Source organism: Rhizobium sp. P44RR-XXIV (assembly GCF_001999485.2).
In the GTDB taxonomy this organism is placed as follows: Bacteria; Pseudomonadota; Alphaproteobacteria; order Rhizobiales; family Rhizobiaceae; genus Rhizobium.
The window spans coordinates 137,157-150,381 of record NZ_MPVZ02000025.1; the positions used below are offsets into that span (position 1 = coordinate 137,157).

The 13,225-nt window shown below is 60.0% G+C and carries 11 protein-coding genes; 3 read left to right on the forward strand and 8 right to left on the reverse strand.

Translation table 11 applies throughout. The features are described 5' to 3' along the window. The first annotated feature begins 152 nt into the window (after positions 1-152). On the forward strand, positions 153-2,054 hold the full coding sequence (locus BSK43_RS06020) for an AsmA family protein (RefSeq protein WP_077471350.1): 1,902 nt from the start codon (positions 153-155) through the stop codon (positions 2,052-2,054). Positions 2,055-2,086: 32 nt separating this feature from the next. Here BSK43_RS06020 and BSK43_RS06025 read toward each other — a convergent pair whose 3' ends face one another. The 4 genes from BSK43_RS06025 to BSK43_RS06040 all read right to left on the reverse strand — a co-directional run bounded on the left by BSK43_RS06025 (position 2,087) and on the right by BSK43_RS06040 (position 6,180). Continuing rightward, the gene (locus BSK43_RS06025) at positions 2,087-2,902 is read right to left on the reverse strand and encodes an ABC transporter permease subunit (RefSeq protein WP_068397023.1); all 816 of its coding nucleotides are present in this window, start codon (positions 2,900-2,902) and stop codon (positions 2,087-2,089) included. 3 nt (positions 2,903-2,905) lie between these two features. Next, positions 2,906-3,817 (reverse strand): ABC transporter permease subunit, encoded by a 912-nt coding sequence (locus BSK43_RS06030; RefSeq protein ID WP_068397026.1) that lies wholly within the window; start codon positions 3,815-3,817, stop codon positions 2,906-2,908. Between the two features lie 2 nt (positions 3,818-3,819). Then, entirely contained in the window at positions 3,820-4,962 is a 1,143-nt protein-coding gene (locus BSK43_RS06035; RefSeq protein ID WP_077471349.1) for an ABC transporter ATP-binding protein, read from the reverse strand. A 129-nt stretch (positions 4,963-5,091) separates the two neighbouring features. Then, positions 5,092-6,180, reverse strand: coding sequence for a polyamine ABC transporter substrate-binding protein (locus BSK43_RS06040; RefSeq protein ID WP_234906161.1), 1,089 nt, complete (start codon positions 6,178-6,180; stop codon positions 5,092-5,094). 330 nt (positions 6,181-6,510) lie between these two features. Here BSK43_RS06040 and BSK43_RS06045 point away from each other — a divergent pair, with 330 nt between their 5' ends. Continuing rightward, entirely contained in the window at positions 6,511-7,509 is a 999-nt protein-coding gene (locus BSK43_RS06045) for an aldo/keto reductase (protein ID WP_077471348.1), read from the forward strand. 33 nt (positions 7,510-7,542) lie between these two features. Here BSK43_RS06045 and BSK43_RS06050 read toward each other — a convergent pair whose 3' ends face one another. Continuing rightward, complete coding sequence (locus BSK43_RS06050) at positions 7,543-8,415, reverse strand: LysR family transcriptional regulator (protein ID WP_077471347.1); 873 nt, start codon at positions 8,413-8,415, stop codon at positions 7,543-7,545. A gap of 88 nt (positions 8,416-8,503) precedes the next feature. On the opposite strand from BSK43_RS06050, the gene BSK43_RS06055 reads away from it, so the two are divergent. After that, complete coding sequence (locus tag BSK43_RS06055) at positions 8,504-8,761, forward strand: hypothetical protein (RefSeq protein ID WP_077471346.1); 258 nt, start codon at positions 8,504-8,506, stop codon at positions 8,759-8,761. Here BSK43_RS06055 and BSK43_RS06060 read toward each other — a convergent pair. The 3 genes from BSK43_RS06060 to BSK43_RS06065 all read right to left on the reverse strand — a co-directional run bounded on the left by BSK43_RS06060 (position 8,737) and on the right by BSK43_RS06065 (position 13,088). Next, a complete protein-coding gene (locus BSK43_RS06060; RefSeq protein ID WP_077471345.1) occupies positions 8,737-11,274 on the reverse strand; it encodes a HAMP domain-containing methyl-accepting chemotaxis protein in 2,538 nt (845 codons plus the stop codon). The genes BSK43_RS06055 and BSK43_RS06060 overlap by 25 nt on opposite strands. A 322-nt stretch (positions 11,275-11,596) precedes the next feature. Continuing rightward, positions 11,597-11,740 (reverse strand): hypothetical protein, encoded by a 144-nt coding sequence (locus BSK43_RS35035; RefSeq protein ID WP_169055370.1) that lies wholly within the window; start codon positions 11,738-11,740, stop codon positions 11,597-11,599. Positions 11,741-11,906: 166 nt separating this feature from the next. Further along, complete coding sequence (locus tag BSK43_RS06065) at positions 11,907-13,088, reverse strand: NAD(P)/FAD-dependent oxidoreductase (protein WP_246662505.1); 1,182 nt, start codon at positions 13,086-13,088, stop codon at positions 11,907-11,909. Between the last annotated feature and the right edge of the window lie 137 nt (positions 13,089-13,225).

The window sequence follows — 13,225 nt, forward strand, 5'->3', positions numbered from 1 at the left end:
CACTTTTCGATCTATATAGCAATGCTGCAGCGCATTATAAAGTCACGGAGTCGTGGGCATTTCCAGTGTGCAACGTTTGCATCCGCCAAACATTTCCTATATCCGGCAACACAGGCAGATCGTCCCTATCAGTTTGAGAGTTTCCACGGGATATGAGAGCGTCGAGAAACAACAAGTGGCGGTTGACGATCCGATCGGCCTCGCGCTGGCTACCTGCCGTCGCCCGTACAACCGGCATCATTCTTCTAACAGTCCTCATTCTCTTTGCTGTCTTCAGAGCGACAGCACCTTTCCTGATCTCCAGCGGCCTGGTTCGCTCCGGCATCGAAAAGGCGCTTTCTGAATGGACGGGATACAGGGCGCAGATCGAGGGCGACCCGACACTCGAATTCTGGCCGACACCACGCGTGACGCTCAATCAGGTCACCATTCGCGAACCGGCAAGAAACGGCAAGGTTCTTGGACATGTCGACAGTCTCTCGGCGGATTTCTCGCTGCTATCGGCCATCCGCGGACACGCGCATTTTCATGAATTTCATTTCCTGCGCCCTACCCTCTACATCCGTCGCGACGAGAACGGCCTGATCGACTGGACGAACGAGGGTCGCCTTTCCAAGGCGATCGAGCAGGTGGACGCCTCCTCCACCCAGGGCGTGTCCATACCCAAGGAACAGGATGCCGCCATCGGCACGCTGACCATCGAGGATGGCAGCGTCGAGATGACCGACGAGCGCAGCGGCAACCTCTACAAGATGAATGGTGTCAACGCGGACATATCATGGCCGCGGCTGTCCCAACCGATGACGGCTGTCATCCTTGCCCGCTTCAACGATCAAGACATCAAGCTCAACTTCGACTCGACGCAGCCGCTGCTGTTCTTTGCCGGCAAGAGCGTGGATGCCAAGACCAGCTTCTCCTCGCCCTTGATCAGTTGGGCTTACACGGGCACGACAAGCATATCGGACTTTTCGACGCTATCGGGCAATCTCCAACTGAGCGTGCCGAACGTTCCGTCCTTCCTGGCGTGGAGCGGCCAACGCCTGCCCGCCGCAGATGCGCTCAAGAACGTGTCGCTCAATGCCGATGTCGCCGCGATCCAGAACGGCCTGCGCTTCGACAATCTCAATTTCAAGGTCAATGATTCCGCGGCTTCCGGCGTCATGGACCTGAACTACACGCCAGCCGGAAAGCCGAAAATTTCCGGCACGCTCGCCTTCGACCAGATGAACCTCAATCCGTTCCTGGCCGCCTTCTCCATGCGTCTCGCCGCCGAGACTGCCATCAATGCCATTCTGAACGGCAATCCCCTGCAACGCCTCGATCTCGACTTGCGCCTCTCGTCCAACAAGGCGGGGCTTGGCCCATTCCAGTTCGACAATATCGGCGCCAGCCTGCTGGTTGCAGGCGGCAAGGCAAAATTCGATATCGCCGACAGCGGCTTTGAAGGTGGCTCGTTGACCGCGCATCTCGAGGTCGCTCCGGGCGACTTCGACGGCGGTGGCAAGCTGCAGATATCGATCCGCAATGCGGATTTCGGCGGGCTCTTCACCCGACTCAAGCTGGAAGGCCCGCTGCCGCTGACAACATCGGGATCTCTGGATCTGGCCTTGAGCACGACCCGGCCGATCTGGGTTGCCACGCTGAGCGACGTTGCAGGCCAGATGCATTTCAAGTCGTCAGCGGGGTCTTTCCGTCAATTCGACATCTCGTCCTTTCGGTCCCTGGCCACCGAAAAGGCCTTCTTCCGGATGAGCGACATCGCCGATGCGACTTTCGATTTCGACAGCATCAATATCGATGCGAGCTTTGCCAAGGGTTCGGCAGAGGTGCAGAACGCGGCGATTGCCGGCCGCAACGAGACGATCACGCTGAACGGCGTGGTTCCCTTCCGCACCAATGGTCTGGCGTTATCGGGAGCGATCGAGGCGACCTCGCCTTCCGATGCCGACGAACTGCCGATGCTGCCGTTCTTCCTTGGCGGCAGCTGGCCGAACCCGGTCGTCTCGCCGGTGACGACGTTGCTGCAGAAACCTGTGCAGCCGCAGGAGCCTTAGGCTTCTCCCGACACAAGTGTGACGGCCGCGCCTCAGCCTGCGGCCGCAGCCTGCTCGTCCCTTTGGCGCTGCACCTCGCGGCGCTTGGTCACGATGGAGGCGCAAATGACGCCGATGGCGACGACCCCGATCAGGATGGTGCAGATGGCGTTGATCTCCGGCGTCACGCCGAGCTTGACCTGACTGTAGATCAGCATCGGCAGCGTCTTGGCGCCGGCGCCGGACGCGAAGGTTGCAATCACCAGATCGTCGAGCGACAGGGTCAGAGCGAGCACCCAGCCGGAGAATACCGCCGGCGCGATGATCGGCAGAGTAATCTCGAAGAAGGTGCGCACCGGTGGAGCGCCCAGATCCAGCGCCGCTTCCTCGATCGAGCGGTCGAAGGTCAAGAGGCGAGACTGCACGACGACGGCGACGAAGCACATGGTCAGCGTCGTGTGCGCCATGACGATCGTCCAGAAGCCGCGATCGACGCCTGACGTCACGAAGAGCAGCAGCAGCGACAGACCCGTAATGACGTCGGGCATGACCAAGGGCGCATAGATCATGCCCGAAAACAGGATACGCCCGCGAAAGCGCGTGTAGCGCACCAGGGTCAGCGCCGCCATAGTGCCGAGCACGGTGGCGATGGTTGCCGACAGCAGCGCGATGCGCACCGTCAGCCAGGCAGCGCTCAGCATGGTGTCGTTGCTCAACAGGTGCACGTACCATTGCGTCGAGAAGCCGCCCCAGACGGTGACGAGCCGGGACCGGTTGAAGGAATAAAGGACCAGCAGCAGGATCGGCAGATAGAGGAAGGCCAGACCGAGCGTGACCGAGACGATGTTGAAGCGAGACCAGCGGATCATCTGTTATCTCCCTTTCTCGTCGGCCTTGGCCTGGAAATGCTGGAAGAAGACGATGGGCACCACCAGCACCAGAAGGAGGATGGTCGCCACCGCCGAAGCCAGCGGCCAGTCGGTGTTGCTGTAGAATTCGGTCCAGAGCACCTTGCCGATCATCAGGGTTTCCGAGCCGCCGAGCAGATCGGGAATGACGAATTCGCCGACGGCCGGAATGAAGACCAGCATGCAGCCGGCGATAACGCCTGGAAGCGACAGCGGAAAGGTGACGCGCCAGAAGGCGCCGATCGGCGTGCAGCCGAGATCCTGCGCCGCCTCGATCAGCGTGCCGTCCATTTTCTCCAGCGCGGCATAGAGCGGCAGGATCATGAAAGGCAGATAGGAATAGACCATGCCGATATAGACGGCCGTATTGGTGTTGAGGATGACCAGCGGCTCATGGATGATGCCGAGCGTCATCAGCAACTGGTTCAAGAGGCCCGTGGTGCTGAGGATCGACATCCAGGAATAGACGCGGATCAGGAAGCTCGTCCAGAACGGCAGGATGACGAGCATGAGCAGCGTGGGACGGATCGTCCGCGGCGCCTGCGCCATGCCGTAGGCGATGGGATAGGCGATGATGAGCGTCAGCAAGGTCGAGATGCCGGCAATCTGCAGGCTCTGTATGTAGGCGTTCATATAGAGCGGATCGCCCGTCAACCACACGTAGTTGTCGAACGACATGGTCTGCAGCTTGTCCCACCAGTCGCCGAAGCTGTCCGTCCAGGTGAAAGAGGGATCGTAGGGCGGGACGGAAAGCACCTTCGTCGATAGCGAGATGCGGAAGACGATGAGGAAGGGTGCGAGGAAGAAGATCAGCAGCCAAGCATAGGGAATGACGATGACAAGGCGCTGATAGATGGAGGAACCAAGCGCTCTCATGATCAGTCCTTCAACAATATGCCGGCATTTTCATCGAAGGACACCCAGACGTTCTGGTCATAGGCGAAGGGTTCTTCCACGGCGCGGACCGCGTTCAGCGACGAGGCCTTGAGCACCTGCCCGCTCTTCAGCTTGACGTGGAAGACGGTCATGTCGCCGAGATAGGCGATATCCCAGATTTCACCCTCGGTGGCATTGACTGAAGCGTTGGCGGGTGGGCGCGGCGTTACCCTCAGCTTCTCCGGCCGGATGGCAAGGCTGGCGCGACTTCCCGTGGCCGGCGTGTCGCTGGAGGCGGTGCGTAACGTCAGAGCGGAATCGACAGCGATTTCGACAATGCCGGATTGCGTTGAAGTGACGTTGCCGTCGAGTATGTTCACATCGCCGATGAAGTCAGCGACGAAGCGGCAATTGGGCGCCTCATAGATTTCTGCGGGGGTCGCCACCTGCACCACCTTGCCGTGGCTCATGACCGCGATGCGGTCGGCCATGGTCATCGCCTCTTCCTGGTCGTGGGTGACGACGACGAAGGTCAGGCCGAGGCTCTGCTGCAGGTCCATGAGTTCGAACTGCGTTTCCTCGCGCAGCTTCTTGTCGAGCGCGCCCAGCGGCTCGTCCAGCAGCAGCACCTTCGGCCGCTTGGCGAGAGAGCGGGCGAGCGCCACGCGCTGGCGCTGGCCGCCGGACAGCTGATTGGGCTTGCGCTTGGCGAACTGCTCGAGCTTGACGAGCTTCAGCATCTGCCCGACGCGATCGTCGATCTCGGCCTTCGGCATGCCATCCTGGCGCAATCCGAAAGCGATATTCTTTTCCACCGACATATGCGGAAAGAGCGCGTAGGACTGGAACATCATGTTGACCGGGCGGCGATAGGGCGGCGTACCGGCCATGTTCTGGCCATCGAGCACGATTTCGCCGGTCGTCGGCTGTTCGAAGCCCGCCAGCATGCGCAGCAGCGTGGACTTGCCGCAGCCCGAGGCGCCCAGAAGGGCGAAGAATTCGCGGTTATAGATATCCAGGGAGAGATTGTCGACGGCAGTGAAATCACCGAACTTCTTCGTCACGTTCTTGAAGGAAATGTAAGGCTTGGCCGAAGGATCGGTCCAAGGAGCAAAGGAACGCCGGATATTACCGAGTGACTTCATTATCTATCCCCAAATGGATGCCCTTACGGGCCTTTATCGCGCCGGCTCTTCCCCTTCCCGGCACGCTTTTCGTTCTTACGCTGTCCTCTTAAGGAAAGGCCCGGACGTTGCCGTCCGGGCCTCTTTGAATTATTGGCCGGTGGTGACCTTTGTCCACAAGCGCGTTGCCACGCGCTGCGTTTTCGCATCCCAAGGGGTCAGCGTGTACAGCTTCTCGCGGACCGCATCGGTCGGATAGACAGCCGGATCGTTGAGCACGTCCTTGCTCACGAACTGCTGCGACGCTTTGTTGCCGTTGGCATAGGCAACGAAATCGCTCGCCTTGGCGATGACTTCGGGCCTCATGATATAGTTGAGGAAGATATGCGCCTCTTCGACATGCGGCGCATCGGCGGGGATCGCCATGACGTCGAACCACATCTGTGCGCCCTTCGTCGGGATCGAATAGCTGATGTTGACGCCGTTCTTGGCTTCGGCCGCACGATTGCGGGCCTGCAGCACATCGCCTGAATAGCCGAAAGCGATGCAGATATCGCCGTTGGCGAGTGCATTGATATATTCAGAGGAGTGAAACTTGCGCACGAAGGGGCGCATCGCCGTCAGGAGCTCCTCGGCCTTCTTGAAATCTTCCGCCTTGGTCGAGTTCGGATCGAGGCCGAGATAGCGCAGCGCGGCTGGAATGACGTCAGTCGGAGAATCCAGCACGTAGATGCCGCAATCCTTGAACTTGGCGGCGAGTTTCGGATCAAAGATCACGTTGATATCAGGTGCCTCGTCAGTACCGAGGATCTGCTTCACCTTATCGACATTATAGCCGACGCCGCTGGTGCCCCACATATAGTCGATGGCGTATTGGTTGCCGGGATCATAGGTGGCGATGCGCTGCTGCACCGTATCCCACATGTTGGAGATGTTCGGCAGCTTGGATTTGTCGAGCTTCTGGAAGACGCCAGCCTTGATCTGGCGTTGCAGGAAATAGGCAGTCGGGACGACAACGTCATAGCCGGTCTTGCCCGCGAGCAGCTTGGTTTCCAGCGTCTCGTTCTGGTCGAACGTGTCGTAGACGACCTTGATGCCGGTTTCCTTGGTGAAATCCGTCAGGATCGAATTATCGATGTAATCCGACCAGTTATAGATATTGACGACCTTGTCTTCTGCCTGAGCGACCGTCGCCAGCGAAACGACCGCAAAAGCCGTTGCTGCAAGCCGTGCGAACATGGACTTCATAGTCTCTCCTGTTTTGTTCAAGGGTATCCAGGCGACACCCAACCCTCTGTTTTTCCCGTTAGACTAGAAAGGAAATCGGAAGGCGACAAGGGAAAAAGCGCGACTTCGAGCGCTTTCAAGGATTTGCTCAGAAACGATGGAGGACAGTGCAAAGGGTGGCGACAGCTGCCTGCACGCGATTGTGAACTCAATCGCCGCTTCCCGCGTGAATGCGCAAACCGGCTTTGCTAACATCGCTGCGTCTCACTCCTGGAATAATCTCACGCCCGTTTCGCAGCCCTGCCCAGCGGGCAAACCCAACCCATAATTCAAGGGTGCATCATGCAATACCAAAAATTCGGCAATACCGGCCTCAGCGTCTCGCGCCTCTGCCTGGGCACGATGACGTTCGGCCTGCAGATCGAGCAGGAAGACACGGCTCATGCCATCCTCGACAAGGCGGCCGATGCCGGCGTCAACTTCATCGATACGGCTGATGTCTATCCGCTTGGCGGCGGCGAGCAGCTTGCCGGCCGCACCGAAGAGATTGTCGGCCGCTGGCTGAAGGGCAAGCGTGACCGTTTCATCGTGGCAACCAAAGCCGTCGGCAAGGTCGGCCCATCTCCCTGGGACCAGGGCGCATCGCGCAAGCATCTTCTCGACGCCATCGACGCCTCGCTACGCCGCCTCGGCACCGACTACGTCGACCTCTACCAATTGCATTCGGACGACCGCGAAACGCCATTAGACGAGACGCTGGAAGCACTCGACATCATCGTGCGCTCGGGCAAGGCCCGCTATGTCGGCGTATCGAATTTTCTCGCTTATCGGTTGGCTTTGGCGCTTGGACGCGCTGACTTTCTGCGCACAGCCCGTTTCGTCTCGGTGCAGCCGCGCTACAATCTCCTTTTCCGCCAGATCGAGCGTGAGCTGCTGCCGCTTGCCGAAGAACAGCGCATCGCCGTCATTCCCTACAACCCGATCGCCGGCGGTCTTCTTACCGGCAAACACAAGCATGATGTTGCACCGACCGAAGGCCGCTTCAGCTCGCAGCTGCGGGCCGCCGGCAGCAACTACCTGCAGCGCTACTGGCACGAACGCGAGTTCGCGACGATCGAGAAGCTGCGCGGCATTGCCGAAGAGGCCGGCCAGCCACTCGTCAAGCTTGCCGTCGCCTGGGTGGCGGCCAATCCGGTCATCACCTCTGCCATCATCGGCGCCAGCCGGCCGGATCAGTTGACGGATACGCTTGCCGCCATCGATCTCAAGCTCGACCCGGCGCTGAAGGCGAAGCTGGATGATGCCACAGTCGAATATCGCTGGGGCGACGCGGCTCGTTGAAGACAAGGAACCGCCGGTCAATCACCGCCGGCTTTACGCATAGGTCGGGCGCTTGCCGGCAAATAGCTCCGAATGGCTTTTCAGCAAGCGGGTCATGCGGTCGACCACGGTGCGGATCTCCCGGCGATGACGATCGGCATTGTTCATGACGATCCATTGCCGGTGGCGCAGCGCGGCGATCTCCTCGCCGACACGCTCCAACCTCGGCTCCTGATCGCCAACGAAGCAGGGCAGAACCGCAATTCCCGATCCGGCCAGTGCCAGATCGTGAAGTGATCGCGGACGACTGACCGTAAAGACGATCTCGTCATGCTTGTTCTGATGCGGCCAGCGCAGATAGGCGGATATAGCCTCCTCCTCCGCCACCGCGATCCAGCGCTGCGGCCCGGCAAAACGCATGTTGCGGGCCTGATAGGCGGCGTAGGCAACATCACTGGTCTTGATGGCCGCGAGATTGCTCTCCTCCGGCTCGAAGGCCCGGATGCCGATATCGCTTTCGCGATGAGCAAGGCTGGCGCGGCGCTCGCCAAGGTAAAGGTCGATGCGAAAGCCATCCCGCTCCGAACAGATTGACGGCATATTCTGGCTGAGCAGCCAGCCGACCCAGGTGCCGGCGGCGATGCGGACGATCGAGCTTCCCTGCGCATCGCGCTGCCAGCTATCGACCTTGCGGGCGGCGGCCTCCATCTCCAGCAGCTGATCAAACAGCGCCTGGCCATCGCCGGTCAGTGTATAACCGGCCTGGCTGCGCTCAAAAAGCGGCCGGCCGATCTGTCCTTCCAGCTCCAGCATGCGTCGACCAATCGTCGCCGGGCTCAGGCCACTCGAGGCGACCGCGCCCGTCAACCCACCGCCGCGGGCGACATCGAGGAAAAGCTGATAGGAGTCCCAAGTCGTGTTTTTCATAGTTGAAAAACATAGAGCGAAAACGGCTGTTTATAAAGCAAATTCCCATGGGTAATTGAAGGGATGCCTCACAACAAGGAGACATCCCATGATGGAAAGTTTTGCTTTGGCCAAGGCCCTCGAGATAGAAAGCCGAGCGCGCGAAGAGCAATGGCGCCGAAACGAAGACCTGTTCTACCGTGACAATGCACGCGATCCTTCGCCATTTGCTCAGTGGCTCGGACGAATACTTGCCGCCTTGATCCCGCGCCGCACGACAACAAAAAAGGCGGACCGGCTGCAAATGAGCCGATCCGCCTGTGCTAACGATCGTTGCAGCGATCAGGCTGCTTCCTGCCGCACATAGCCCGCATTGTATCCGGCTTCGATCTTGAACTGCTGGATAAGGCTGAGCAAGGCATCGGCTTCGGTGGCGAGTTCGCGGCTTGCCGCCGTGGTCTCTTCGACCATGCCCGCATTCTGCTGGGTCATCTGGTCCATGTGGTTGACCGAAGCGTTCACTTCCTGCAGCGCGCTTGCCTGGTCGTGGCTGGCGCGGGCAATCATTTCCACATGCTGGCTGATCGTGACGATCTGGCTGCTGATCTGTGCGAGCACCGAACCGGCCTCCTGCACGAACTGCGAGCCGGAATTGACCTCCTGCGTCGACTTGTTGATCAGCCCCTTGATTTCCTTGGCGGCAGCGGCGGAGCGCTGTGCGAGTTCGCGCACTTCCATGGCGACGACGGCGAAGCCCTTGCCGGCATCGCCGGCGCGCGCGGCTTCGATACCGGCATTGAGCGCCAGCAGGTTCGTCTGGAAGGCGATCTCGTCGATGACGCCGATGATCTGCTCGATCTTGCGGGAAGCGTCTTCGATACGTGCCATGGCATCGATGGCGTTACCGACGACGACGGAGCTGTCATCGGCGCTGCGCTTGGCTTCGCGCACGATGGCATCCGCATCCTTGGCGCGCTCGGCCGAGGAGCGAACGGTGACCGTGATCTCGTCGACGGCCGCGGCCGTCTGTTCGAGCGAGGCGGCCTGCTGCTCGGTGCGCTTGGAAAGGTTCTCGGCGGAGGCGGCCATCTGGCTGCCATTGCTCTGGATCATCTCGACATTGCCGCGGACCTGGCTCAGCGTTTCCTGCAGGCGTGACAACGAGCTGTTGAAGTCCTGGCGGAGCTGTTCGAGACGGCCGATGAAAGGCGTCTCGATGGTCGCGGAAATATCACCCTGCGCAAGACGTTCGAGGCCGGCCGCAAGTTCGCTCACCGCGAAGTCGATCTGGCGGTCGAGCTCGCGCTTTTCGGTATCGTTGCGCTGGCGTTCGTGTTCGGCGGCAGCGCGCTCTTCGTCACTCTGCTCCTCGATGCGGATCTTCGAGATGGCATTTTCCTTGAAGATGCCGAGCGCCCGCGCCATGTCGCCGATTTCGTCATGACGCTGCTCGCCGGAGATCGAGGTCTCCAGCATGCCATCGGCAATCCGGCGCATGGCGGCGGTGATCTGACCGATCGGGCGCTGCAGGGTCAGCACCAGCGCGATGCCACCGGCGACCGAGAGGATGATGCCCAGAGCCGTCGCGAGGATTGATATGTAGTTTGCCTGCTCGCGTTCGGTGCCGGCGCTCTGCTTCTGTGTTTCGGCGAAGGCGGTGAGCTGGCCCCAGACCTGATCGAGCTGCTGGCGGGCGGTTGCATATTCGGCGATGCGCTGCGTGATGGTATCGACCAGCTTGCCGCCGGCGTCATCCATCGATTTGATCGCCGGGCGGATGGCCGCATCGATATCGCCGGCAAAATCCATGCTCTTGGCGCTCTGGTTCAGCGTATCGATATCGCCGCCGAGCTTGGAAATTTCCTGACGCAGGCGGACGAGATTGTCCTTGTTGGTGTTGGCGTTGAACTCGGCAAGGACGAGCTGGAGCGAATAGACCGAGTCTTCCAGCCGGCGCGTGTCCTGCAGGACGGAATTGGTCTGTGCAACGCGGGCATCCAGCGACACGAAGCTGGTGGTCGCCTGGCGCATCATCTGCGTTGCCGTCAGCTGCGTGTAGGTCGACGTCTGGCGGAAGCGCGAAAGAAGACGGCTGATATTGGCGACGGTATCGTCGGTCGGCACATCCGTGCTTTCGGTGAAGGCGGTCAGATCCTTGATTGTGCCGACCAGCGATTGGACGACGCTTTTCTGGTTCTGCGGCAGCGCGAGATCGATGGAGCGCTGCGCCTTGTTCAGATCCGGCAACCGGTCCTTGAGGAGCTTGACCTTGTCAGCCGGTGTTGCGGCCTTGTTGAAGTCTTCCGCCACGGAACCCAGCATGTCGCCGCCCTTGAGCAGGCGGTCGGCGGAGCGCAGCGTCGAAGTCGCATCGGCCTGATCCTGCCGCATCTGATCTTCAAGCTGCTGGCTGTTGAAATCGACGTTGAAGCGGGCGCTGATCAGCGCTCTCTGCGCATCGTCGATCGTCTTGCGAAATGCGAGTTCCTGCTCATGGAGCGTCCACAGCCTGCCGACGAGATTGGCGGTGTCGGCGGTCTTGGCGGTCGCTTCGGTCAGATTGTCGCGGCCATCCGCATCCGCGCCGAGCTGGCCGAGCGTCGCGTTGAGCACGCCCTGCTGGGACTTGATGTCCTCATAGAGCTTGTCGCGCTGCTGCGCATTGGTAATGCGCAGGAAGTCATCCATGGAGGCATAGAGGTTCTTGAAGCCGGTCAGCGATTGCAGCACGCTGTTGGAGATTTCCATGCGCCCCTGCAGAAGGCCCGAGGCATAGAGCCCGGTAAGGCCGACGGCGGAAATGCTGATGACGAAGGGCAGGACGAATATGAGAACCTTCGTCTTGATCTTGAAACGCGATAATATTTTATCAATGAACATAGTGGCCCAGACCTCTCACACACCGCTCCCCCGTCGACGCCGCCTCGGCGCTGACCGGATGTATAACCATCATCCTTGAAAATATTCGCAGGCGGGGTTCCCGAGTAATAACGGGAAGCAATCATTGCTTCGGCTCTAGCGTGTAGTAGAGCGCCCCATGAAATCAGCGGGGATTGTGGGTCTGATTAATTAATTTTCGGATAAGGGGCCAAACGCGGGCCGCCGCATGCAATCAGCTGCGGCGATGGAGGCCTCGGACATACACCGGCGCGTGGAAAAAGGCCGTCGCCAGGCGGCGGCCACGAGCGGCAAGAGCTGCAGATCAGTAACCGCGCACCGCGAGATATGCGATGCAGGCCGCGGTTACGCCTGTCGCCAACATCAGAAGCCTTGCGGCCAGGAGCTTGGCATTGTCCCGGGTCTGGGCGATTGCAATGGCGCGAGCGCGACGCTGTGTTCTGTTCATGAGTATATTCCCATTTTCGCACTGACACGATAACCGGCAAATGGCCATCTCGGCAACTGCCAATATATTCAACAATGATGTAGGAAAGGAAAACGCGAGAACCAGAGCCAGGTTCCATTTTCCCGGGCAGCACACAAACTATTGAACAAATTATCGAAATGAGAGATCAGGCTGCCTCGCCGGCAACATGGCCGGATGCCCATGCCCATTGGAAATTATAGCCGCCGAGCCAGCCTGTGACATCGACGCATTCGCCGATGAAGAACAGGCCGGGGATGGTTTTTACCTGCATGGTTTTTGAATCGAGGCAGGCGGTGTCGATACCACCCAACGTCACTTCCGCCGTGCGATAGCCTTCCGAGCCGGACGGTTTGACCGGCCAGGACTGGATGGCGGCTGCGAGATGCTGCAAGCGCTTGTCGGACTGATCGGCCAGATTGCCCGACATGCCGTCGCTCTCGACGAAATGCTGCGCGAGCCGTTTCGGCAGGATCTCGGCAAGGGCTGTCTGCGCCGACTGCCGGCCATTGACCTGCTTCGCCTTCTTCAAAAGCGCCAGGAGATCGACATCGGGCTCAATCGCGATGGTGATCTCCTCGCCTTCCCGCCAATAAGAGGAAATCTGCAGGATGGCAGGACCGCTGAAGCCGCGATGGGTGAAGAGCAGCGCCTCGCGGAACGCCGTCTTGCCGTGACGGATTTCTGCAGGTGCGGCGATACCGGACAATGGCGCCAGACGCTGGAGGAGTTGCGGATCAAGGGTCAGCGGCACCAAACCGGGCCGCGTCTCGACTATAGGCAATCCGAACTGCTCGGCGATGCGATAGGCAAAGCCGGTGGCCCCCATTTTCGGGATCGACTTGCCGCCGGTCGCGACAACGAGTGAGGATGCCTCGAAGACGCCTTCGGACGTGCTGACCCGATAGCCGCCGGCTACCTCTTCGACGCCGCTTATTTCCGTGCGCAACCATAGCTCAGCACCTGCCGCGCGCATCTCATCCGTCAGCATGCGGATGATGTCCTTAGCGCTGTTGTCGCAAAAGAGCTGACCGAGCGTCTTTTCATGCCAGGCGATGCCATGGCGCTCCACCATGGCGAGAAAATCTTTCGGCGTGAAACGCGCCAGCGCCGACTTGGCAAAATGCGGATTGGCGGACAGGAAGTTCTTCGGGCCGGCATGGATATTGGTGAAATTGCAGCGTCCGCCGCCGGAAATGCGGATTTTGTCTCCCGGTGCCGAAGCGTGGTCCAGCACCGCGACAGAGCGCCCGCGCTGGCCGGCGCGGATGGCACACATCATGCCCGCCGCACCCGCTCCGAGAACGATCACATCATATTTGCCGACCACGCTTGAACCCCTAATCATTCGCCGTGCGCTCTCACCACTTTTCCATCATACGGCGAAAGTCTGAGCGGTTTTCCCCCTCGCCAATTGGCAAACTGCGGTTATGATGCAATCACCGATCAACCCAAATACGGTGTTTT